The organism is Flagellimonas olearia (assembly GCF_004150225.1).
Lineage (GTDB): Bacteria > Bacteroidota > Bacteroidia > Flavobacteriales > Flavobacteriaceae > Flagellimonas > Flagellimonas olearia.
The window spans coordinates 906,907-928,932 of record NZ_ML142907.1 but is presented as its reverse complement, the minus strand read 5'-3'; the positions used below and the strand labels follow the sequence as shown (position 1 = coordinate 928,932).

General features: G+C 42.0%; 21 protein-coding genes. 9 read left to right on the top strand and 12 right to left on the bottom strand.

The genetic code is table 11. The features are described 5' to 3' along the window. The first annotated feature begins 1 nt into the window (after nucleotide 1). The 4 genes from DN53_RS04335 to DN53_RS04320 all read left to right on the top strand — a co-directional run bounded on the left by DN53_RS04335 (nucleotide 2) and on the right by DN53_RS04320 (nucleotide 5,129). Complete coding sequence (locus DN53_RS04335; protein WP_207211074.1) at nucleotides 2-733, top strand: carbohydrate-binding family 9-like protein; 732 nt, start codon at nucleotides 2-4, stop codon at nucleotides 731-733. Nucleotides 734-823: 90 nt separating this feature from the next. Next, nucleotides 824-3,076 carry a transglutaminase-like domain-containing protein gene (locus tag DN53_RS04330; protein WP_129653160.1) on the top strand — a complete coding sequence of 751 codons (2,253 nt, stop codon included), beginning with the start codon at nucleotides 824-826 and terminating at the stop codon, nucleotides 3,074-3,076. A gap of 868 nt (nucleotides 3,077-3,944) precedes the next feature. Continuing rightward, a complete protein-coding gene (locus DN53_RS04325) occupies nucleotides 3,945-4,619 on the top strand; it encodes a response regulator transcription factor (protein WP_129653159.1) in 675 nt (224 codons plus the stop codon). 15 nt (nucleotides 4,620-4,634) lie between these two features. Then, nucleotides 4,635-5,129: a hypothetical protein gene (locus DN53_RS04320; RefSeq protein ID WP_129653158.1), complete on the top strand. Its 495-nt coding sequence runs from the start codon at nucleotides 4,635-4,637 to the stop codon at nucleotides 5,127-5,129. A 46-nt stretch (nucleotides 5,130-5,175) separates the two neighbouring features. Here the strand turns inward: DN53_RS04320 and DN53_RS18160 are convergent, their stop codons facing one another. The 3 genes from DN53_RS18160 to DN53_RS04310 all read right to left on the bottom strand — a co-directional run bounded on the left by DN53_RS18160 (nucleotide 5,176) and on the right by DN53_RS04310 (nucleotide 6,914). Beyond that, entirely contained in the window at nucleotides 5,176-5,697 is a 522-nt protein-coding gene (locus tag DN53_RS18160; RefSeq protein ID WP_313790127.1) for a site-specific integrase, read from the bottom strand. Then, the gene (locus tag DN53_RS18155) at nucleotides 5,667-6,392 is read right to left on the bottom strand and encodes a phage integrase SAM-like domain and Arm DNA-binding domain-containing protein (RefSeq protein WP_313790126.1); all 726 of its coding nucleotides are present in this window, start codon (nucleotides 6,390-6,392) and stop codon (nucleotides 5,667-5,669) included. The genes DN53_RS18160 and DN53_RS18155 overlap by 31 nt, the downstream gene beginning before the upstream one ends. 279 nt (nucleotides 6,393-6,671) lie before the next feature. Then, on the bottom strand, nucleotides 6,672-6,914 hold the full coding sequence (locus tag DN53_RS04310) for a helix-turn-helix transcriptional regulator (RefSeq protein ID WP_129653157.1): 243 nt from the start codon (nucleotides 6,912-6,914) through the stop codon (nucleotides 6,672-6,674). Between the two features lie 721 nt (nucleotides 6,915-7,635). Here DN53_RS04310 and DN53_RS04305 point away from each other — a divergent pair. Continuing rightward, the gene (locus DN53_RS04305) at nucleotides 7,636-9,615 is read left to right on the top strand and encodes an aconitate hydratase (protein ID WP_129653156.1); all 1,980 of its coding nucleotides are present in this window, start codon (nucleotides 7,636-7,638) and stop codon (nucleotides 9,613-9,615) included. 118 nt (nucleotides 9,616-9,733) lie between these two features. Then, nucleotides 9,734-10,258, top strand: a complete 525-nt coding sequence (locus DN53_RS04300; protein WP_129653155.1) for a cupin domain-containing protein — start codon at nucleotides 9,734-9,736, stop codon at nucleotides 10,256-10,258. Nucleotides 10,259-10,548: 290 nt separating this feature from the next. Here DN53_RS04300 and DN53_RS04295 read toward each other — a convergent pair whose 3' ends face one another. The 7 genes from DN53_RS04295 to DN53_RS04265 form a co-directional block, all read right to left on the bottom strand. Continuing rightward, on the bottom strand, nucleotides 10,549-10,995 hold the full coding sequence (locus DN53_RS04295; protein WP_207211073.1) for a hypothetical protein: 447 nt from the start codon (nucleotides 10,993-10,995) through the stop codon (nucleotides 10,549-10,551). Nucleotides 10,996-11,330: 335 nt separating this feature from the next. Continuing rightward, nucleotides 11,331-11,543, bottom strand: a complete 213-nt coding sequence (locus tag DN53_RS04290) for an SHOCT domain-containing protein (protein ID WP_129653153.1) — start codon at nucleotides 11,541-11,543, stop codon at nucleotides 11,331-11,333. 7 nt (nucleotides 11,544-11,550) lie between these two features. Further along, nucleotides 11,551-12,027 carry a Dps family protein gene (locus DN53_RS04285; protein WP_129653152.1) on the bottom strand — a complete coding sequence of 159 codons (477 nt, stop codon included), beginning with the start codon at nucleotides 12,025-12,027 and terminating at the stop codon, nucleotides 11,551-11,553. Nucleotides 12,028-12,290: 263 nt separating this feature from the next. Then, nucleotides 12,291-12,959 (bottom strand): BON domain-containing protein, encoded by a 669-nt coding sequence (locus tag DN53_RS04280; protein WP_129653151.1) that lies wholly within the window; start codon nucleotides 12,957-12,959, stop codon nucleotides 12,291-12,293. Nucleotides 12,960-13,179: 220 nt separating this feature from the next. Beyond that, a complete protein-coding gene (locus DN53_RS04275; protein ID WP_129653150.1) occupies nucleotides 13,180-14,265 on the bottom strand; it encodes a calcium:cation antiporter in 1,086 nt (361 codons plus the stop codon). A gap of 128 nt (nucleotides 14,266-14,393) precedes the next feature. Next, nucleotides 14,394-14,549 carry a lmo0937 family membrane protein gene (locus tag DN53_RS04270; RefSeq protein WP_129653149.1) on the bottom strand — a complete coding sequence of 52 codons (156 nt, stop codon included), beginning with the start codon at nucleotides 14,547-14,549 and terminating at the stop codon, nucleotides 14,394-14,396. Nucleotides 14,550-14,570: 21 nt separating this feature from the next. After that, nucleotides 14,571-15,044 carry a sll1863 family stress response protein gene (locus DN53_RS04265; protein ID WP_129653148.1) on the bottom strand — a complete coding sequence of 158 codons (474 nt, stop codon included), beginning with the start codon at nucleotides 15,042-15,044 and terminating at the stop codon, nucleotides 14,571-14,573. Nucleotides 15,045-15,128: 84 nt separating this feature from the next. On the opposite strand from DN53_RS04265, the gene DN53_RS04260 reads away from it, so the two are divergent. Next, a complete protein-coding gene (locus DN53_RS04260; protein ID WP_129653147.1) occupies nucleotides 15,129-15,422 on the top strand; it encodes a hypothetical protein in 294 nt (97 codons plus the stop codon). A gap of 55 nt (nucleotides 15,423-15,477) precedes the next feature. Here DN53_RS04260 and DN53_RS04255 read toward each other — a convergent pair whose 3' ends face one another. Beyond that, a complete protein-coding gene (locus DN53_RS04255) occupies nucleotides 15,478-16,437 on the bottom strand; it encodes a fatty acid desaturase family protein (RefSeq protein WP_129653146.1) in 960 nt (319 codons plus the stop codon). Nucleotides 16,438-17,243: 806 nt separating this feature from the next. Here DN53_RS04255 and DN53_RS04250 point away from each other — a divergent pair. Next, nucleotides 17,244-18,149, top strand: a complete 906-nt coding sequence (locus DN53_RS04250; protein WP_129653145.1) for an SAM-dependent methyltransferase — start codon at nucleotides 17,244-17,246, stop codon at nucleotides 18,147-18,149. Nucleotides 18,150-18,232: 83 nt separating this feature from the next. Continuing rightward, the gene (locus tag DN53_RS04245) at nucleotides 18,233-19,693 is read left to right on the top strand and encodes a glycoside hydrolase family 130 protein (protein WP_129653144.1); all 1,461 of its coding nucleotides are present in this window, start codon (nucleotides 18,233-18,235) and stop codon (nucleotides 19,691-19,693) included. Between the two features lie 25 nt (nucleotides 19,694-19,718). On the opposite strand, the gene DN53_RS04240 is transcribed toward DN53_RS04245, so the two are convergent. Next, the gene (locus DN53_RS04240; protein WP_129653143.1) at nucleotides 19,719-21,995 is read right to left on the bottom strand and encodes a glycosyltransferase family 4 protein; all 2,277 of its coding nucleotides are present in this window, start codon (nucleotides 21,993-21,995) and stop codon (nucleotides 19,719-19,721) included. Nucleotides 21,996-22,026 lie beyond the last annotated feature (31 nt).

Here is a 22,026-nt window from a genome sequence, read left to right as displayed (position 1 = left end):
AATGTGTAACAAGCTAATGCTGTTTTTGTTTTTGCCTATGTTTTTCGGGTGTAGCCCAGAAGAAGTGGATAATGTATATGAGGTGGCCAAAAGGGAAGTCCCCATTGAAATAGACGGGGATTGGTCAAAAGATGCTTGGAGGGATGTCCAACCATTACAACTGGAGAACCACATGGGGGAATATCCAGAGCACATGCCAAAAGTCCAAGTGAAGGTTATGTACGACGAGGAGGCTATCTATGTGATCTATAAAGTGGATGATCAATACGTTAGATGTGTTTTGGAGGAGTATCAAGACCCAGTTTCCCAAGACAGTACCGTAGAGTTTTTCTTCACACCGGGACAAGATATACAGAAAGGGTATTTTAACTTGGAAATGAACTGCGGTGGAACAGGTTTGTTCAAATTTCAAGAAAAGGCAAGAAAAGGACAATTGAAAATTCCCAAGGAAAGTTTTGATCACATAACCGTGGCACATTCCCTTCCTAAAAAGGTGTACCCTGAGATCAAGGAACCTGTTACATGGACCCTTGAGTATCGGATTCCATTTGATGTATTGTCAACGTATTTTGATGAAATGGAGCATCCAGCCCCGGAGGTGGAATGGAAGGCCAATTTTTATAAAATTGCTGATAAGAGTTCACACCCTCATTGGCTCACATGGTCGTATGTGGATAACCCCAAGCCACAATTCCACCTGCCGGAGTTTTTTGGGACCCTACGTTTCAGGTAACGGTATTCCATTACGTACGGAAATCCATAAAGGGAGAAATCATATAAGCCAGTATTGAAAAGCTCAAGGTCCCCTAAATTGATAAAGCACATGAAGAAATCAGTTGATAGGCGCAAATTTGTCAAGATAGCGGGTATAACCTGTGGATTGGGGTTGGCAATGACCGGTCCATCAGTGTTTATGTTGCCTTCCAACGGAGAGAGGTCGGGCGATGTAACTTTAGGGGATTCGTCGGTTGTTTTAAAACATACAAGGAAACAACAATGGACCGCCAAAGAATTATGGGATATGTCCACTTCCCAAGGCCTACAGTTTCAAGATGACAGGATTATTCTTGAAGGTCATATTCTAATTGAAGATGATGCCTCCGGATTGGGCACTATCGATGAAGGGTCGTGGGAAATCATCAAGAAGGGGACCATATTGAAGAAGACCCTGATGGTAGATAGATTGCCCGATACCGACGCCAAATTGGCCATACTGATTTACGCTGTAAATACATTCGATCATTCAAAACAAGGAAAATTGCAAGTCCGTGTGAATGGAAATGATCCCATTTTTTACCAGGTACGTCATAACTGGACTTCCATATCTATTTCCGCTGACTACATCAAAACGGGTAAGAATGAAATTCAGGTAACCACTGAGGATTCGGAGTCTATATTTCGTGTTCCCATCGCATTGTATGACAATTATAGGTATGGGTCCTTAGAACCCCATACCCCTAATTTTCAAAGTGCAAGGAGTTTGGATAACGGATTGACATGGGCCTATGAAGATTTGGGTGTAAACAATAATAAAAAAGGTGAATACCCCATTCGATTAAATCTAAGGGCATATAAAGAAAGCGGTTGGTTACAGACCAATACCATTGATATGGCAGCCTCTGCCCAAGAGGATATATTAAAACTTCCTGTCTTTGTTGAATCTTCCCGATTTTTAGCAAAAATGGGAGACAAGGAAAACGTCTTGGTAAAAGTGAGAAAAGGCAATACCCAATGGCCTGAAGCCGGAGAATGGACCGACTGGCAAGAGGTGGAGACCAATGGAGTAATTGAGCCGGGACATGATCGGTATGTTCAATTTAGGATTGAGTTTATCTCAAAAACCAGTAAGGATACACCCATCTTAAATGGGTTTCAAATAGATAGTGAGTTTGATAGGGAAGAAACTTCACGTAACAGCATCTCCATTGTAGACTCCAATACTTACCCCCTGATTAGAAGTTCCTATGAATTTCAATATGAGAATACTTTGCTACCCGCACTCCAGAAGTTACGTACAGATTATCATTTGGATAATGTGGTCAAAGGGACCACTACCGAATTTGAGAAAATACTGAAGCTAAGGGGGTGGGTGGCCAAGCATTGGGATTGGTTTTTGCCAGATGTGGAAGTTGAGGTCCAAACCGAATGGAATGCATTTCATATTCTTGATGATATGGATCGTAAGGGTAACCCCAAAAAAGTGGGGGGATATTGCCTGTATTATTCAATTGTATTGGCACAGGCTTGCCAGAGTTTTGGAATCCCTGCAAGGATTGTGAACATTAACCATTCGGTGATGGGAGGACATGAGGTGGTGGAGGTATGGTCCCGCGATTACGGGAAATGGATCATGATGGATGCAAACTTTGATTCGATGTTTGTCTGTAAAAAAAAGAACATCCCATTGAATGTACTTGAATTACACCATATTTTTTTGGACACGTATTATCCAGATGAGGTTATGGATAGGGATTCGTGGACCATTGAAGATCGCGATCGTCGTTCAAAAGATATAGACGTTTCAAGTTTGCCTATACAGATACAGACGGGAGGCAATGCTTTGTCAGGTCAGTTGAAAGATTACGTCTGGTGGAAGGTAACCGAAGGACAGGCTCCGGGATATGCAGGTGGTTACGGGTTTTTCAATACCGCTTTTCTACGCTGGCTTCCACGGAGCAATTGGCTTAGCCAGCCTTTACCTATGCCTATAAATCATGGCCGTACCCATTGGGGATGGGATGGGTATTTAGCCTGGACAGATGCTCAGACCCCAATGACCAATGAACATGGAAACTTTGTTTCCCGTGAATCTGACCTATACGAAAACCTGTTTTCCGTTGATTTCAGTGCTGAGCCTACAAGCCAAGATGGTTTATTGCGAATTGTAATGGCCACGAACAGTCCCAATTTAAGATATTTTGAAATCAAGGATAACAACAAAATATTGAATACCGAAGACACTACCTATCTCTGGAAACTATCAACTGGAATAAACATGCTGGAGATTAGAGCGTTTGATATGTTGGGCAATAAAGGACCAACGAGTTATTTGACCATAAACTTTATTCCAAAATAGTTCTATCAATGCGAAAGGAATAGGCTTGTGAAATCAAATGAAAAGATTAACCTATAAACCCTGCCCGTATATGGGAATCAATTTATGGGCGAACGAAACAAAGTGGAGTGCTGCAAGTCCCACATCTTACCCTTAACTAATTCTACTGAGCGAGGCATATTTTGTCTGTAGATACCCCGATCTTTAGGACAGTTTCTCTACATAATTAATATAATTATCAAACTGCACCCTTAAATAGAACTTCTGGTTTTGGTAGGAAGATTTATTAATTATATATGAAAAATATTCACAAAGGTTGGAAGACTGATTTAAATTGTATTTTTTGATGTCCCATTTGAATAGGACAATGAAAAGGGCCTAAAACTAAGGGCTAGGAGACTTTTGAAAAATGCAATGGGATACCTCATGTCCCATAATTAAGTGGCTCCTTAAAATTTGAAAATTTATAAAGTGCCCTAAAACGCTGGGGCCAAAGGCTACAGGTCGTAACGATTTTCCACCTTTTGGAAAAGTGGTAGAGCAAGACGACAACACGCTAAAGCTGTGTTGTTTACATTAATCTACTAATAAACAGGATATTATATTTGTTAATGAAGAAAATTTTAATTGTTCACTGGGACATTGTACCCTGGGAGATGTTGAAAACATTGACATATAGCTAGGACATTGAGACCTAAATTCCGTGTTCTTCTTCTTTGTCATTTTAAGTGATTTAAATGGTTAATGAATCCATCTTCAAGGCTAGCCTTGAAGATAACAAAACCATCACTTAACTTTAGACCAGCTTCAGTCCAAAAGGGGTAGGGCTACAGATTGCTTTAGAATTCCTAAAGATTTGGAATCTATTTTTATACCTTAAATTTAAGGTATGAAGATCCTTATTGCAGAAGACGAGACCGAACTCCAGAAATCCATTGCCATCTATTTGGAAAGGGATGACAATGTATGTGAAATGGCTTCAGACTACCACGAGGCCCTCTACAAGATCGATCTCTATGAATACGATCTGTTGGTCCTGGACATCAACCTGATCACCGGTAGTGGCTTGGATATCCTAAAACTGTTGAAGCGGAACCGATCGGAGACCCCGACTATCATCATCTCCGCAAACAACTCTCTGGATGATAAACTGGAAGGATTGGATCTGGGTGCGGATGATTACCTGACCAAACCCTTTCATTTGGCAGAGCTCAATTCGCGGATAAAGGCGGTTTTGCGAAGGGGCAAGTTTGGGGGCAATGACCGTTTGGAATTCCACGAGATATCCATTGATACGCGCTCTAGGACCGCTTATGTCAATGAGCAAACCCTTTCCCTGACCCGTAAGGAATTCGATCTCTTGCTTTTTTTTGTCACCAATAAGGGACGGGTACTTTCCAAAGAGATCATTGCCGAACATTTATGGGGGGACCATAGCGATCTTGCCGATAATTTTGATTTTATTTATGTCCATATCAACAACCTGCGTAAAAAATTGACCGAAGCCGGGGCAAAGTATATCAAAACGGCCTACGGAAGTGGGTATAAGTTCGTGGAGGAGTGACCTATGGGGGATACCTTGAAAAAAATACGATTGATCCGAAAGACCTCCAAAACTTTTTTGGGAATCAGTGCCCTGTTGATGTTGGTCAGTACGGTGGCCCTTTATTTTTATCTTAGAAACCTGTTACAGGATGAAGTGGAGGAGGAGCTCCGTTCCACAGAGGCACGGATCGAAAGTTCCCTGGTCGAAAACCCCGAGCTTTTTCAATTGTCCCCGGTCGTTGAGATCCAAAAGGTATCCCGGTTGGGTAGGGAGGTGCTAAAGGATACCATCATCTATGATCCCTCCCAAGATGAAATGGAGGAGTTCAGGGAACTGTCCACCTTCTCCGCCATCAATGGCAAAAATTATAGGATCACGGTCCGTGCACTCGTGGTGGAATCGGAGAATATCCTGATAGCCGTGGTCATTTCCTATTTGGTGATCATTCTTTTAGTGTTCCTGTTCCTGTTTTTTGCTTTCCGTGTTCTTAACGGGAACACCTACAGGATTACAGGGTTAAAAGAATGATTTTCAATACGATAAGATTTCGTCGATGATTCAGTCATCCCGATTACTAGAGTGCTTTTAACTTATTTTTCAAAACTGCCATATCCTCACTCACCTTCCTATCAATAATCTTGGCATAATGCTGTGTAGTCCTAAGATTTTTATGTCCTAACATTTGCCCAACGGTTTCTATAGGTACGCCATTTGAAAGTGTTACAGTAGTTGCAAAAGTATGTCTGGCCAAATGGGTGGTGAGATTCTTTTTAATGCCACAGAGGTCAGCAATTTCCTTGAGATAGGCATTGGATTTCTGGTTGCTCAAAACGGGCAACACACAATCCCCATTGACAACTTTGGGGTGGTTCTGGTATTTTTCTAGGATGGCTAAAGCAGTTGGCAGTAGGGGAATGCCCAATCTAGATTTTGTCTTGGTGCGTTTGGACTTTATCCAGAGGCTCCCATCAATATACTTCACGAGATTATCAGGATGCAGTTTTTGAACATCAATATAGGAAAGCCCAGTGTAACAACAGAACACAAACATATCCCGGACAACGTTCAAACGTTCTCCATCCATTTCTTTGTCCACCAGAGTCTGTAATTCCTCTTTAGATAGGAATTCTCGTTCGACCGTTTTGAACTGTATTTATAGTTGTAAAAAGGGTCCTTACTGATCCACTCATGGGCCACGGCCATTCGGATTATCTTTTTGAAATTGTTGACATATTTCAAAGCTGAGTTATGATTGCATTTTTTTGTCACTTTCAAGAAATATTCAAAACCCTTAATGAATTTCAAATCCACATCCCGAACTGGAATATCAGATTTATGCAATTCTGATTTGATAAACTCTGCCACATGGCTTCTAGTGGTATGATACCGTTTATAGGTTCCCAAGGCAAATTCAATATCAATCAGTTTCTCCATTTGTTGGTTATGTTCATCAAAGAGTTCCAATAACATTTTTACCCTTTTGTCATTACCCAAGAATTTGTCCTTTATATCATTGGCTGCAAAGAAATTCCCTTCTTCTACAAATTGATGATGTATTTTATTCACCTTATGTCTGACTGTGGCCATGAATTGATTTAATTCTTGGGCTTCAACACCTTTACCCTTCATTTTATTCATTCTTGAGTTCCATTTTTCGGGGTCAATTTTGCGGTGCATGCTAATAGCTGATCGTTTGCCATTTACCGTTATTCTCAAGTATAATGCGGCTTTTCCGTGTTTATCCCTTCGCTCATCTTTAAGATAAAAAAGTGTGGAGAAAAAATTATCCACTTTTGGGTGTCTTTTTGTACTCTTAAAGGTACAAAAAACAATTTGATAGATTTTTGTAAAATATTAAAAAAGAGATAATTACAAGGGTATCGATACCACTTTTGATTTTTTTTAAATAGGTGTCGATTTGGTGACTTCTTTATTGCTATTATTTGGAGTTAAATGAAATCAATTAAAACAAAAAAACCTGTAAATCAGCAATTTACAGGTTTAATGTTTTGAATTGGGTATGTTTTAGTGGAGCCTTCCTCATCTTCCATCAGGATTCCTGCCAAATTATTATCCACCCAAATTTCTCCTTGTCTCATCACTTATGGGTGTAGGGGTTAATTCATGTCCAAAGAATAAAAGTACCTGATTGATCTTATCCGTCATCAAGTTAGGTTTTCCTTGCTCCAATTCACGGACAAATCGTAGCCCAACTCCAGTGGTATCTGAAAGTTCAACTTGGGTCAAGTTAAGTGCTTTACGTCTTTTCCTGATAAATTGAGCTATGGGATTATTTCTATTCCAATCTTCCATAGATATACCTTAGCGGGTACAATATAGATAAAATAATTCAAATTATACCTTTTAGGGTATAAAACATGTTTTTTTATAGTAATTATACCTTAAAGGGTATAAAAATAAAAATGTGTCAAATGAAACAAATAAAATAAAAAAACCTGTAAATCAATAATTTAAAGGTTTACGTTTTGTTTTGGATGTGTTTTAGTGGAGTGGATTGGATTAACTGTTTTTCATTGAAAATGTGCACATGTGTGGATAGGACGGTCTTAGTATACCACCCGCGCCGGGTTAAAGAGAGCATAGCAAAAATTAATATAAACTCTTTTATGACATAGTCTGAAACGGTTTTTTGGATGGCTTAAAGAATTCCGTTTTCAGTGGTTCGCTTTGACCGTTTTTTGCACTATATCTCTTTTTACTGGTATATATGGATTTATGAATTCGTGGGCTTAACTTTGAGTGAAGCTTTTACATTCATCAATTATCAGGATAGGTGCTAAAACGGGAAGGTCGGATAAACCTGGCACTCCATAATGACCATTCGTTAATATGGTCTCTTCCATCCTGAAAAGCCATGGCCATGAATTCTCCCGAAAAATCGAAATTATCCAGAAAATTTACGTAACTTAATAAGGAAACCTCCTGCCCGATTTTTGATATCCACCTTCCCCCTACGGAACAGTATAAGAAAGTGGCTCCCTGATTTTTCGTCCAGTAAAAAACATAGAAGGCCATGAACCCATTCAATGTGACCCAAAAACTGATTGACCACCACCTTATTGAAGGCGAAGCCATCCCCGGAAGGGAAATAGGGATAAGGATCGACCAGGCCCTTTTACAGGATGCAACCGGAACCTTGGTCCAGCTTGAACTGGAAGCCATGGGCCTTAAAAAGGCTAAAACAGAAATAGCGGTCCAATATGTGGACCATAACCTGTTGCAAACCGACCATAAGAATGCGGACGACCATTTATTTCTTTATACAGCAGCTCAACGGTTTGGTTTATGGTACAGCCGTCCCGGCAATGGTGTAAGCCACCCCGTCCACATGGAACGGTTCGGAATCCCTGGAAAAACACTGGTTGGTTCCGATAGCCACAGTTGTGCCGCTGGATCGCTTGGAATGCTCGCCATAGGAACGGGAGGACTTGATGTGGCGTCGGTGATTGTCGGGGAACCGTTTTATGTCAAAATGCCACAGATCATGGGAGTGAAGCTTACGGGGAACCTTCCCGAGTGGGTCAGTGCCAAGGATATCATCCTGGAAATGTTGCGGAGGTATGGGGTAAAAGGAGGTGTCGGCAAGATTATAGAATATTATGGTGACGGATTGAAAAACCTTAGTGCCATGGACAGGCATGTTATCGCCAATATGGGAGCGGAACTGGGTGCCACCAGTACGGTTTTTCCCAGTGACCATGAAACATACCGCTTTTTAAAGGCGCAGGGGAGACCTGAGGACTGGGTCGAAATCATTTCAGATAAGGATTGTAAATATGACCTAAACGAAGAAATTGTCCTGGATGGGTTGGAACCTTTAATTGCACTGCCGTCCAGTCCGGGAAATGTGGTCCCCGTAAGAGAGGTGGCCGGAAGACCCGTTGGCCAGGTCGTAATTGGATCATCTGCCAACCCCGGACTACGGGACTTTTGGATCGCTGGTCATATTGTTAAAAACAGATCGGTCAATAATGGGGTGTCCTTTGATATCAACCCAACATCGAGACAGCTTATCCTGAATATGATCAAGAACCATAGTTTTGCAAATTTGATCAAGGCAGGGGCTAGGTTCCACCAATCAGGATGCATGGGCTGTATTGGTATGGGACAGGCCCCATCTTCAAATACCATCAGCTTGAGGACTATGCCAAGGAATTTTCCCAGCAGGTCAGGAACTGAAGATGACCAAGTGTACCTGTGCAGTCCTGAAACGGCAGCCGCATCAGCTTTGACAGGGAAAATTACCGATCCCAGGGATTTGGGAAAATTATTCGATATACCGTATCCTACCTATTCTAGTCCCGAAAAAGAGATCATAAATTCCGACCTTTTGGTGGCACCACTTGAAGACGGGTCTGAAGTTCAATTGAAGAAAGGTCCCAACATAAAAGAGCTGCCACATTTTTTACCTATGGCTGATCAATACGATATCCCTGTGTTGTTAAAAATGGGTGACAATATATCCACTGATGAAATTCTCAAAGCAGGAGCGGATGTGCTGCCATTTAGGAGCAACATCCCTGAAATCAGCAAGTATACCTATTCAGTGATAGACACCACTTTTTACGAAATGGCGATCAAGTCCAGACCTATATATGGGGGGCATGTCGTCATAGCAGGCGAAAATTATGCCCAAGGATCCAGTAGGGAGCACGCTGCTTTGGCCCCGAAATATTTGGGGCAGGTATGTGTAATAGCCAAGTCCTATGCAAGGATTGCTTGGCAAAACCTGATAAACTTCGGTATACTCCCCCTTGAATTTATACATGAAGAAGATTATGATAAAATAGAACAAGGAAATGTGCTAAGTTTTGAAAACTTGGGAGCTGGTATCAAAAGCAGGACCAGTATCCCCATAAGGGTAACCGATGCCTCCGGACAATCGTTTGCATTTGAAGCAGTACATACCATGAGCGATCGACAGATGGAAGTCCTTTTAAAAGGAGGGGTGATCAGCGATTTTCAAGAAAAATTAAAACGCCGAACTGATTGAAGCCCAATAGAAAGTACATCTGGTTCTTGATCAAAGGTTCTGGGCAAAGGCCCCATGATAAAAAGCCATAATGGTTTTCAAGATATAAATACCCCTATTAACGTTAACATTCCATACCATGATCGACACACAATTTTCAAAGATGATTTCCCATGACATAACAGAAAGATCGGCCTATGCGCCCAACGCCATATCCACGATCTCGATACTAAAGAAAAAAACGGGGGAGATCAAGGCAATGTCCTTTGATGAGGGAATGGAACTGGAGGGCAAGGGGTCTACAAAATCCATATTTTTTGAGATCATAGAGGGTAAGGCCCAAATAACCATGGACAACGAAACGACCCTCTTGAAATTGGGGGACACCGTAGTTATCCCAAAGTTTACGGATTATTTGATTGTTGCAACGCATAGGTTCAAAATGATATTCATAGACTTGAATTTAACCCTGAAATGTTTGCGACTGAACAAAAAATCCACTGTAAACAAACTGTACAAAGCGGGACAAACCGTCTATTCCAGTAAAAACCCAAGAAAGGCATTGATCGTCAGGGCATTCCTGAATAAAATATACTACTGCTATGTCAAGGATTCTCCGGATGATAAGGAAGAGGTGTATTTTGAAAGGGAATTGTCCCTTTGACTTTCTTGCACACTATAAGGGTTATTTCCCATTACCTCTGTACCCATGGAAAATTCATCGATCAAAGTTCCCATATCAATTGTTTCAAGGCAGTTTTTGATTGACAAGCCAAGGGGCATCCATTGGGTAACCGGGCATTTGATGGACAAAGTTTCCTTTGGCCCATCTTATTGCCCTTGGGCCAAAAAGGGGTAAAGGAAGGGCGTAGAAATTAGGGCGATTACTGCCACAATAAATAGAAAAATCCCTATTTCTAGGGATTCCGCATCAACAAATCAAATAAATTCCATTCATTCCATACCATCAAATTCGTCAACCATAAAGAATTCCCTATCCGCTGTATTCGCAAACTGGATTCCCTTGCCCATGATATATTCCATGGTCCTATTATCTACAGATATGGCAAACCCCTTTTCAGTGGACACCAATTTAAAGGTATCTGCAACCCGTTTGTCATATCGTAAGGCTATGACACTATTGTCCCTTGGATTGGCATTGTTTGTGACGGTAATGAGTTTCGATACTTTGACAGGAGTATTTATCCTGTTTTTATCAACTTTTCCTATATCTGCAAGGTCAAACATGGTTTTGTAATTCCGGCTCTCTTGTACCGTAACGGAATAAGGCATTTTAACACCTTCTTTGATATAGTTGAAGGTGTTGGTAGTGGTTGAGTTCAGGACCCCTGTCGGTCCATTTTGGGCGTGCGCCTGCATCATGGCAAGCAGTACTATCATACTCGCGATCAGTTTTAAATTTTTCATGTTTTCGTTATTAAAGGGTTATACTTGTTTTTTTATTCAATGGGACCAGTACCAGGCCAGTGGCCAGTGATGAAATGTTGGCTGTTCGGGATTGCTATGTTGTGGGGAGGTCTATACATTGCCGCGCCGTGGAAAACCTACCCTGATTCTATTCTCGGGATCAAAGGGATATCCTTTATTTTTACTCCCAGATATCTTCGAGAGTTCCATTGGAACATGATCAAGGGAAGGGCAAGTGGATGATTATAGTGGGTGAACTATCGGGGGGAGATCCATATGGGACTTGTTTTCTTAGGGCAAAGGGATGGTCAACCTTCTAGGATTTTCTTCGTTTCTTGGTACTCTTCCTTATTGATTTCCCCGGAAGCAAAGCGTTTTTTCAGTATATCACTTGGGGTGTCTTTCTTGGTTCTTTGCCCGGGAATTTTATAAGGTATGGCAAAAATCCAGAAAAGTAGGATGCCCCAAACGAACCACCATATAAAGTGCATTCCCAAAAAATGATAACTGTTGTAATACATGGTGGCTTTATTTAGTTAAATGTGAACGCAGGAACCAAGCCATTTTTTCATGGGTAATCATAAGACTGGTAATGAAATCACTGCTGCCCGCATCATGAAAATCATCGGTAAACGATTTTATATGACCTCGTAAATCCATAATAATACGTTCGTGATCGGCCAGTAGTTCTTTGATGAACCCTTGACTATCGTTTTTCTCACTTTCTGACTCTGTCAGATGGGTCAAATTTAGATACGATTTTAATGTAGCCGGTGCATAGTGGCCAATGGAACGTATGCGTTCCGCGACGCTATCCATGATTTCATCCAATTGTTTGAATTGAAGTTCAAAGAATTTATGCTTATCATAAAAATCAGCTCCTTCAACATGCCAATGGGCCTTTTTTGTCTTGATGTAAAGTACCGTTTCGTCCGCTAAATTTTTTGCCAATACCCTGACAACCCCCTGCCGGTTGATTTCAATTAGCCCTGTTACTATTTTCATGATGTTCTGTTTTAATGTTATCCATTTTTCATCTCGTTTCCCATGGCTTTTTCCAATCGTCAGGTCCAATATTGGAAATATCCGGGCTTCCTTCAACCCACTTCCGTTTCCATGCTCCAATCTAATCCCTTCTGTTTTTTCCCAATTGAATGGGTGGAAAATCTCCATTGGGGTTGAAAAAGCCAAGTTTGGAATGCATTGTGGACCCCCTAATCGAGCAATAGAAAATGGATATAGGAAAGTCTCCCTATCATTTGGGGGTGTTAATCGACCAGATGATAATCATATTCAACTGAAAGTTCATTTTTCACATCCCAAATACCATGAGTCTTCCATGCAATGCGGCCCGCTTCTTCTTTTTGATACCAAGAGTTTACTGTTCCACTCAATGTGACAGTTGTACCGGATACGGATACATCGATACCACTGTCATCGATCGAACTTCTTCTCAGTACACTTTCAATAGCATTTTGTTCAATTGTCCCGTTGCTTTCGGATTTGATCTTGATGTTATTTTTCACCCCTTTTACGCCTTTAAGGACATGTATGGCTTTTTTTGCGGCTTCCCTTTGGTAATTCCAAGGTAATTCACCTTCCAAAATGACCCAGCCATCCTCTACTTTCATGGTCACCTTATCGTCGGGGACACAATAGTTGGCTTTCAAAGCTTCCAAAGCTTCAGTGGCAACTTCGACATCCGTTTTTGTCCACTTGCTCGGAAATCTCACCTCAATATTTTCAACCAAGGCTTTCACGCCAATGACTTTTTTGGCCGCATCTTCCGCTTCCATTTTTTTTATGTAGCTGTCCACAACGCCTGTTAAGGAAACAATACCATCCTTGGCCGTGACCCCAATTTCAGCTGCATGCAACAAAGGCTCCCATTTAATGGCATTCTGAACATCCACCTGTAATTCTGCATTCGTTTTCATAGGAATTATTTTTATGTTGTGAATGAATTTTCACGATAGCATAAAGATCATCCTTATACCTGACCAATACGATACACAATGATCAAAATGAATTGCATAATTCACACATGGTATTTGGTCACGCCAAAAAAACTATGGATAAAGTATTTACCGTTGGTTATATCATCATGATATTTGGAAGCATGGACTCGAATCCACATAGCGGTGCCAAGTGGCCATGTCATGGGGAGATAATTGCAAAAAGATACACCACAAAGATTGTTAAAAGTACGATTCCCTGCAGCACATTGGTACGCCCGGTGGCCAATGAAAGTACAATGGTAAATTGGGCCAGTACCAATAAAACCATGGCTTTTGTATCAATGCCAAGTGTTATTTTCATTCCAGTTATAATGGATACAATAGCAACGGTTGGTATAGTGAGGCCTATGCTGGCAAGAGCGGAGCCCAGGGCAAGGTTGAGGCTGGTCTGGAGGCGGTTCTTTCTGGCAGCGCGATAGGCGGCAAGTCCCTCGGGCAATAACACTACCGCTGCTATGATCACCCCTACCAGGGATTTTGGTGCCCCTGCTTGCAAGACGACGTTTTCTATATCGGATGTAAGGGCTTTGGCGAGCAGTACTACTATCCCGAGACACAAAACCAACAAAAGGGCACTAATGAGTGTTTCCATCACTGTCGGAGGAGAGGGCAGTATATTTTTGTTCTCAGTGGTTTCCGGGGATAAAAAAAAGGCACGATGTCGTACCGCCTGCACCATTACAAATGTGATATACAGGACAAGACAAGCTATCGCAACAAAAATCAACTGTAGGGGGTTGTTAATGGAACCATTAAGACTTGGAGTGAATTTGGGAAGGATAAGGGCGAACACCAATATGGAAGTAAGGGTGACCAAGGCCGCGCTAACGCCTTGGAGGCTGAACACCTGTTCCTTGTAACGTATCGCCCCTACCAATATACAGATTCCTATTATCCCCGTGAGGATTATCATTACTGATGCCAAAACCGTATCACGGGCAAGCGTAACTGCCTCAAGCCGTCCCCCGCTCAACATCAATGAAACAATCAGTGCCACTTCAATTACCGTAATCGCTGAAGCCAGCAACAATGTGCCAAAAGGTTCTCCTACCCTATAGGCGATTACCTCAGCATGGTGTACCGCAGCAATGACAGATCCTATCAGTAAAATGCCAAGGAACAGAGAATATGGTTCCCCCAGATCCAGCGGAATACCAAAATAGGCGAGCCATGCCAAAATAGGCATCGCAATGGTCCACAGTAAAAGGTATTGCTTTTTATTCACAATTGAATCAGGGGGTAAAGAGCTCCCACTAAAAAATAATGGCATAAAAGAGAGTATCCAAAAACATCGCTGTATGTTCTTGGATACTCGGGAGGCTGTACTTGTCGTTATTACGTATAAGTTGTTGGTTACTTGGATTTTCGTCCTTGAACCATACTTAATATGATTGCAATGATCGCGATGACCAATAGGGTATGGATGATTCCTCCAGCATGATATCCAAGAAATCCAATGGCCCATGTGATGATTAACACTACGGCCACCGTGTACAGTAGATTTGCCATAATTTTAGCTTTTTGTAGAAATTAGTTCGTATTATTTTTGGTCAGATCTTTTAATGCTTGCCCCAAGCTATCCATATCTTGATCAAATTCAGCCTTAAATGATTCCCATTCATCATTGCCCTCATCCTTGTAGTAGCTCATTTTTTCTTTCAACGATTGGTTTTTTTGTTCCAATAAGGCAAGTTCTTTTTCAAAATCCTTTTTGGCAGTATTGCTTTCCTTTTTGGCTTTTGCCTTTAATTCGGCAATGACCTTATCGTTTTCTGCAATTTTATTGTCCGATTCCAGTTTAAAAGCCTCATATCTAAGGACATATTCTTTCTTGGCCTCATCAAGACTTTCCTTTGCTTCCACTAGATTTTCCTTGGCCTCATCTGTATGTGTTGTCTCCTTGTCTTTGGCGGGCGATTTGCAGCCATTGAACACTATGACGGCCATGGCAACGGAAGCCAATCCAAAGATCAGGGTTGATATTTTTTTTGTCTTGTAGTTCATGATTTAAATTTTTAAGTGAAACATTTCACAGGACAAAGATGGTCCGATAACCATTGATAAGTGTTATGCAGTAAACTGTATTAGTTGCATGATTCACACATTTCCCTAGGGGCAGGTCCCGTATTCTTCACAGTTGTTTGGCCGTTGGGGACAAATCTCTTGGAACGGGTGATAAAAGAAGAAACAACCAATGTGGCCCTTTGGCAATTCCTGCAAAAAATTGGAGCCTTGGACCAAACCCATCCAAGCCCATCAAAAAACCCATACAACCCGGGTCTATACCTGATGGCCTTGCAATGGGACGGATTGGAGTCTAGGAAGGTTGTTGTTTTTTACCATTTTGTGTGCATTTCAGCATGGAACGGAAATTTACTGTAATTCAAACCAACCCGAATGCTGTCAGGGTATACCAAAAATAGGGGATACGTGTCCGTTAAGTGCTAACCGGAACAGTTTTTCCCAAGGAGCGCAACATCTTAATATGATTCCAAATAGCACTGCAAAAGGTTTTTTGACAATGGTAGGGCATACCAAATTCTTTGGCGGTCTCTGCCACGATACGGGATAGATTTTTATAGTGTACATGACAGATGTTGGGCAGTAGATGGTGTTCCACTTGGTAGTTCAACCCTCCTATCAACCATGAGAAGAGGGTGCCCCTTGGTGCAAAATTAGTGGTTGTGGCCATTTGGTGCATGGCCCAATCGCCTGAGACCGTATTGTTTTCATCCGGCATGGGAAACTCCAAACTGGGCATGATGTGCGCAACCTGAAATATGGTACTGATCAAAAATCCGGTCACCAGGTGCATACTTATAAAAGCCAGTATGATGATCCAGGGAGCTAGGGGGACCACGATCAATGGTAGGACGAGCGCGAAGGTATAGTAGACAAGCTTCCACAAAATCAGTATGGAGATTTCCCTTTGGAACTCATTGCGCTTGTTCAAAAAGCCCATTTTCCTATAGCGGTTCATGCGGACAAAATCCTTGGTGGTGACCCAGGAAATCGTCGATATACTATAAAAAAACCAGGCGTATATAAATTGGAACCTGTGCAACACATATCTCTTGGCATTCGGGGAAAATCGCAGAAAAAAGGGCGCATTGATATCATCGTCCGATCCCGTGATATTGGGATAGGTATGGTGCAAAACATTGTGTTGTATCCTCCATACGGCCGAGCTGGCACCCACCAGGTTCATGGTGTATCCCATATATCGGTTAACGGTCTTGTTTCGTGAATACGATCCATGGATGGCGTCGTGCATGATGCCCATTCCTATTCCCGCCATTCCAAGTCCTCCTATAAAATAGAGCAGAAAAAGTTGCCAGGGACTTGAGGCCATTCCCAAATTGATGAGTAACAAGGGAACCACAAATAGCGATAACATTAAGACTGATTTGGCAATCATGCTCTTATTGGCATATTTACTGATTCCCTTGGAATCAAAATACTGGTTGACCCTTGTTTTTAATGCTCTTGAAAAGTCGGATCCTCCTCTTTTCGCAAATTTTGGATTTTTGATACTGTTCTTTTTTTAAAGCCTTTGTCCGTTTTCCATTGCAATGGAAGCGTTTTTATCATGAGTCCCTATTGCAAACCAAAGGTTTGGTTGTTGTTTGAAACTTGTGGAACTGTGAGGAAATTAAATGGGATATCTATAATGAAGACGAATACTTACATCAAGAATGACATCAGATAACCTGGTCGCTATTCCTTAAAAACGTGGCTTAAACCGTTTATTGCACTATTGCATTGTTTTTCCGTGGGGGCAGGACCAAACCATGACCAAAATGAAATCCGGTAATGGATTGCACGTTGCACGGGACGATTGATACTAAAGGTAGGCTTAATTATAACGTGTCCTTTAAAAAGTATGTTAAATTGCTGTAGTCAAATGAATTACCTTTTGTAAAGAATAGTAGGTCGATTGTCCATGGGAACAGTTAAATGACTACCTTTAGGAAAATCATGCATAGCATCCTACACAGGTACTTGACATCCAAAAACAGGTAAGGGATGGGTACTTGCTTACGAACACTTCACGATTCAATTGGGAAACTACCGTATCCTTATTTAAACCTCGGTGTTTTTAACTGAAACCAACATGCGGAAATGAAATAAAACCGCAATTATAAGAAAGGCACCCCAAGGATGCCTTCAAAAGAATTGAACGTTTAAAACTTAAACAAAAAAATGGCTGATAAAAAGGATTTGGATTTTACCTACACTACCATAGACAGGATATTCCGTTTGAGCATGGGGGAAACCGCCGATTACAGCGGAGCCAAGTACGATGGTGATTTTTCAATGTCCTTGGAAGAGGCGCAAATGGAAAAACATCGGTTTATAGCGGATAGCTTATATATTAAATATGGAAGCAAAGTCTTGGACATGGCCTGCGGCTGGGGCCCCTTTATCAAATATGCTTCCCAAGATAGGGGAGGCATTTGCACAGGCTTGACCTTGTCCGAGGGACAGGCGGAAGCCTGTCAGAAGCATGGAATGAAGGTCCTTGTGAAGGATTGTCGCTACATCGTACCGGAAGATTTTGGAATGTTTGATGCCATTAGCTGCATTGGGGGATTGGAACATTTCTGTTCCGTTGAGGAATGGAAAGAAGGAAAACAAGAGAAAGTGTACAGTGACTTTTTTAAGACCGTTGCCAATTTGTTGCCAAAAGGTGGGAGGTTCTATATGCAGACCATGACGTTCAGTAAAAATATGATCGATTATGAAGAACTGGATGTCAAGGCCAAAAAAGGCTCCGCGGCCCATGTCATGGCGCTGATGGTCAAAGAATTTCCGGGCTCATGGTTGCCCTATGGACCTGAAATGGTGATACGGAATGCAGAACCGAATTTTAAATTGATCTCGAAAAGCAGTGGAAGACTGGACTACATTGAGACGATAAGCCAATGGCGAAAGAAGTTCAGGAAGTTCAACCTGAAAAAATATTGGCTCTATCTATCCTTGGTTCCCAAATACATCATGGACAAGGAATTTAGGCATCAAGTAGCCGTCTTTAAGATCAGCCCCAACAAAATATGCTTTGAAAAAGAGATAATGGATCATTATAGGCTTGTATTTGAGAAAATATAGCCTGGAACAAATACGCTACATGATGTTTTTAAAATGGCTCGATTACTTTTTTATAATCTATCCTACTATTTTTTTCTATACTTATGAGGGTTTCCGTAACACGTAAGCACGTAAAATTTCTGCCAGATGCCAGTAGGGTGGTGGCCCGCTCCTTTATGAACGGGGAACAGCGGACCAAGGATTTGCTGTCCCTGATCTTTGGGATGAGCGAAAGTCAAGTGCGGGAATCCTTGGAACAGACCCTAAGGGAATTTGCAAGTAGGCACCGTAACATCACCAAGCTTTTCCATAAACATTGTGATGGCATCAGGAATATCATTGGGCAAATGAACATGGATTTTGATGCTATTTCCATGGAGCGAAAATTGCTCATCGGTTCTTACCTTACCATGGAGTATTCCATAGAGTCCGCCGCTTTTTTTAATCCCTCCATCATCCAAGATTTTGACCAGTCCTATTTGGAAGAGGGTGAAATGCGCGTGATCCTTTCGTTTCGGGCAACAGGGGAAGGGCATATTTCTTCCATAGTTTTCAGAAGGGGGATAATCGATAAAAACAACGACCTGCATTTGATGGGTGTAGGCAATTCGATCGACATGGCAGAAATCTCCCATAAGAAACTCTATGATAAAGGACGATTTGTTAAAAAGATGCGGGAGATGCGCATCCCCATAAAGTATTCAAAAAGTATCATGGAGGACCTACCGGATAAATTCGAGTATTACGTGCTAAAGAACGCGGTAAGGAAAGTAATGGACGACACGGCCATTAGTCTTGAAAAAAGGTTGGCACTTGAAGAAATTACCTGGCTGGTGGATTCCTATTACGACATCGCGTTTGAGCATGATTCCGATTTGAGCGAACGCGTTATATTCCCTATTTCGGAATCGGAAAGCAGGGGAATTGAAGATGCCCGTTTTGTCCGCTTTACGGAAAATGATGGCAGCGTAAAGGTGTATGCCACCTATACCGCCTATAACGGCCATGCCATATTGCCAAAGCTTCTTTCTACGGATGATTTCTATACGTTCAGGATCATGCCTTTGCATGGAAATGGCGCCGTAGGCAAGAACTTGGCACTTTTCCCCAAAAAGATCAAGGGGAAATACGCGATGCTTTCCCGGATCGATGGAGTGAACAATTATCTCATGTATTCAAAAAGGGCCACATTATGGAACGATCCCATCCTTCTCCAAAAACCAAAATTCCCATGGGAATTCACACAAATAGGAAATTGTGGGTCCCCTTTGTGGACCGAACACGGATGGTTGGTCATTACGCATGGTGTGGGGCCCATGAGAAGGTATTGTATCTCCGCTTCTTTGTTTGATCTTGAGGACCCGTCAAAAGAAATTGGTCGTTTGGAAGAGCCTCTGTTGATGCCCTTGGAAGAAGAACGGGAAGGTTATGTGCCCAATGTGGTCTATTCCTGTGGATCTATCATCCATAATGACAGTTTGATACTCCCTTATGCCATATCGGATTACTCAGCTACCTATGCCGTTGTCGAAATGGAGGCACTGTTCGATGCGTTAAAAAAATAACGATAAGATTTTGCCACTGTCCCCATCAGTCTTGCAATTCATTTATAGTCGATTTTTTGGCTTTTGAGGTCTTGATTTCCTCTAATTGAAAAGACTCTTCATAGGCCTGTAGTACGGTTAGATGGGAGATAAGATAGGCCAACGAACTCTCGGCCCCCTGATTTCGGTTCACGCCATAATTCTCGAAACCATCACAACACCCTTTGGTCTCAAAATCATACAGACTCATACGCATATCGTTTTCGCCCAAAAACCACATGAACGAGGTGAACAATTTTTTTAGAAAATCCCGGTCACCTGTCAATACATAAGCCTGATGGTACATCAGCACCATGGCCTCGGCATCGATGGGCTGTTGTGCGAACATGGAACGTTCCTTCTCCCTTACATACCAATCCTTGTTTCCGATAACGGACAAATAATCATCTTTCATTGTATGCTCGGTAAGAAAATCCATGGTGTCAAAGGCAACTTTGGAAATATCCCCGTCCTCCAGAACCTCGGCCGCATGTAGGAGTGCTAAAGGTAAAATGCCGTTATCATACGCCAAAAGCGATTCAAACCATTCCCAATTTTCGGTATGGTTTTGATGATAATGGGAAACCAGTATATTGGCCAACTTGTGCAAGGTCCCTTTCATGGCATCATCGGAAGCATTCGTCCTTAGATAATAGCTGATTCCGATCATGGTATTGGCGATCCCCCTTATGGATTTGATGCTGTCAAAGTTGGGAACGGCATCGAAAAAGACCAATTTGCCTGTTTGATAATAGGCATCGTTCGGCGCATTTCCCAAAAGATATCCCAGGGCCCAAATGGTACGCCCAAAGGAATCCTCGGAACCTTTTTCATCCAAAAAATTACGGTTGAAGCTCAGAAAATTACGAAAAGTACCGTCCTTGTTCTGCATGTAATGGATATAGCTCAAATATACGGGCATGAACTCCAGGGCAAGTGGATCTTTTTTCTGTTTATAGGTCATACAGACCATTAAAAGAGCCCGGGCATTATCATCCAGACAATAGCCTTCCTTTAAGTTGGGAATCCCGAATTTTGCATGTTGGATAATACCGGTGTCATCGGTCAATCTTTTGATATGGACCAGGGAAAATGGGGGCAACAGCAAAGGATCTATGACGTTTTCTTTCTTTGGCAAGGGCACCTTGGGTCTCGATAGTACCTGTGTTATAAGATCGGTATATTTTTGACCAACTTTGGGCCAGGTGATGTCTTGCCCATATTCCGTTGCATGTTCTTGGATCTCGTGCAGGTTTTCTGGATTTTCCAGTAATTCGTTTAAAACTTCGGACAGGCCATCAGAGTCGTTGAAATCAAAAAGGCGCCCTTTGTTTTCCACAAGCAATTCCGCGGCATGCCAATAGGGGGTGGAGACTACGGCACAACCCGCACCCATGGCATAGGAAAGTGTGCCACTGGTGATCTGTGCCTCACTAAGGTAGGGGGTAATGTAAATATCACAGGCAGAAAGATATTTAAAGAGTTCGTTCTCATCTATAAACTCATTGAGCAACAATACATGCTCATTGAGTTTCAATGATTTTATAAGGACCTGGAGATAATTTCGATATTCTTCCCCTGAATGCCGCAACACATTGGGATGCGTTTTTCCCAAGACGATGTACAGAGCTTCAGGATGTTTTTCAATGATTTGTGGCAAGGCCTTGATCACGGTTTCAATGCCCTTATTGCGACCGATGAAGCCAAAGGTCAGGAGCAACTTCCTTTCATTCAGTTTAAATTCCGTTCTCGACTCCTCCTTATCAAAATGGATGTCCGGGACACCGTGTTCTATAAGCACTATTTTTTCTTTGGGCACCTTATATATCCCAACAAGAAAATGGATGGCCTTGTGGCTCATCACCACAATTTTATCGGACATTTTGCAAATTTCCTTTAAGATGGCCCTTTCATTATAGGATGGTGTTTCCAGAATGGTATGTAAGGTTGTGATCAACGGGATGTTCAGGCGGTGTAGGAGGGGTAGGATATAAACTCCACCCAGACCTCCATATATACCAAATTCATGTTCAAGTATGCACGCATCCGCCCCACTGAGGTTAATGTAGTTTACAGCTTCCAGATAATCGGTCTGTTGTTCTTGGTTGATGCTCAATTTTACTTCGGGAGGGTAGGGATAGTCCTGGTTATGGTCGTTCATGGCAATAACCATGATTTCTTTGACCCCCTTGCCGTTTTCCAACATGGAGTGGGCAAGGTTTTGGGTAAACGTGCCAATACCACATTCGCGTGGTGGATAGGTACCGATATAGGCTAGCTTCATCTTGGATAGGATTTTGGTGGAACAAGGTGAC

Excerpts from the sequence above, each read along its gene's own strand:
- DN53_RS04335 (WP_207211074.1), top strand. The coding sequence starts at position 2 with ATGTGTAACAAGCTAATGCTGTTTTTGTTTTTGCCTATGTTTTTCGGG.
- DN53_RS04330 (WP_129653160.1), top strand. The coding sequence starts at position 824 with ATGAAGAAATCAGTTGATAGGCGCAAATTTGTCAAGATAGCGGGTATA.
- DN53_RS04325 (WP_129653159.1), top strand. The coding sequence starts at position 3,945 with ATGAAGATCCTTATTGCAGAAGACGAGACCGAACTCCAGAAATCCATT.
- DN53_RS04310 (WP_129653157.1), bottom strand. The coding sequence starts at position 6,914 with ATGGAAGATTGGAATAGAAATAATCCCATAGCTCAATTTATCAGGAAA.
- DN53_RS04305 (WP_129653156.1), top strand. The coding sequence starts at position 7,636 with ATGAACCCATTCAATGTGACCCAAAAACTGATTGACCACCACCTTATT.
- DN53_RS04300 (WP_129653155.1), top strand. The coding sequence starts at position 9,734 with ATGATCGACACACAATTTTCAAAGATGATTTCCCATGACATAACAGAA.
- DN53_RS04295 (WP_207211073.1), bottom strand. The coding sequence starts at position 10,995 with ATGATAGTACTGCTTGCCATGATGCAGGCGCACGCCCAAAATGGACCG.
- DN53_RS04290 (WP_129653153.1), bottom strand. The coding sequence starts at position 11,543 with ATGTATTACAACAGTTATCATTTTTTGGGAATGCACTTTATATGGTGG.
- DN53_RS04285 (WP_129653152.1), bottom strand. The coding sequence starts at position 12,027 with ATGAAAATAGTAACAGGGCTAATTGAAATCAACCGGCAGGGGGTTGTC.
- DN53_RS04280 (WP_129653151.1), bottom strand. The coding sequence starts at position 12,959 with ATGAAAACGAATGCAGAATTACAGGTGGATGTTCAGAATGCCATTAAA.
- DN53_RS04270 (WP_129653149.1), bottom strand. The coding sequence starts at position 14,549 with ATGGCAAATCTACTGTACACGGTGGCCGTAGTGTTAATCATCACATGG.
- DN53_RS04265 (WP_129653148.1), bottom strand. The coding sequence starts at position 15,044 with ATGAACTACAAGACAAAAAAAATATCAACCCTGATCTTTGGATTGGCT.
- DN53_RS04255 (WP_129653146.1), bottom strand. The coding sequence starts at position 16,437 with ATGTTATCGCTATTTGTGGTTCCCTTGTTACTCATCAATTTGGGAATG.
- DN53_RS04250 (WP_129653145.1), top strand. The coding sequence starts at position 17,244 with ATGGCTGATAAAAAGGATTTGGATTTTACCTACACTACCATAGACAGG.
- DN53_RS04245 (WP_129653144.1), top strand. The coding sequence starts at position 18,233 with ATGAGGGTTTCCGTAACACGTAAGCACGTAAAATTTCTGCCAGATGCC.
- DN53_RS04240 (WP_129653143.1), bottom strand. The coding sequence starts at position 21,995 with ATGAAGCTAGCCTATATCGGTACCTATCCACCACGCGAATGTGGTATT.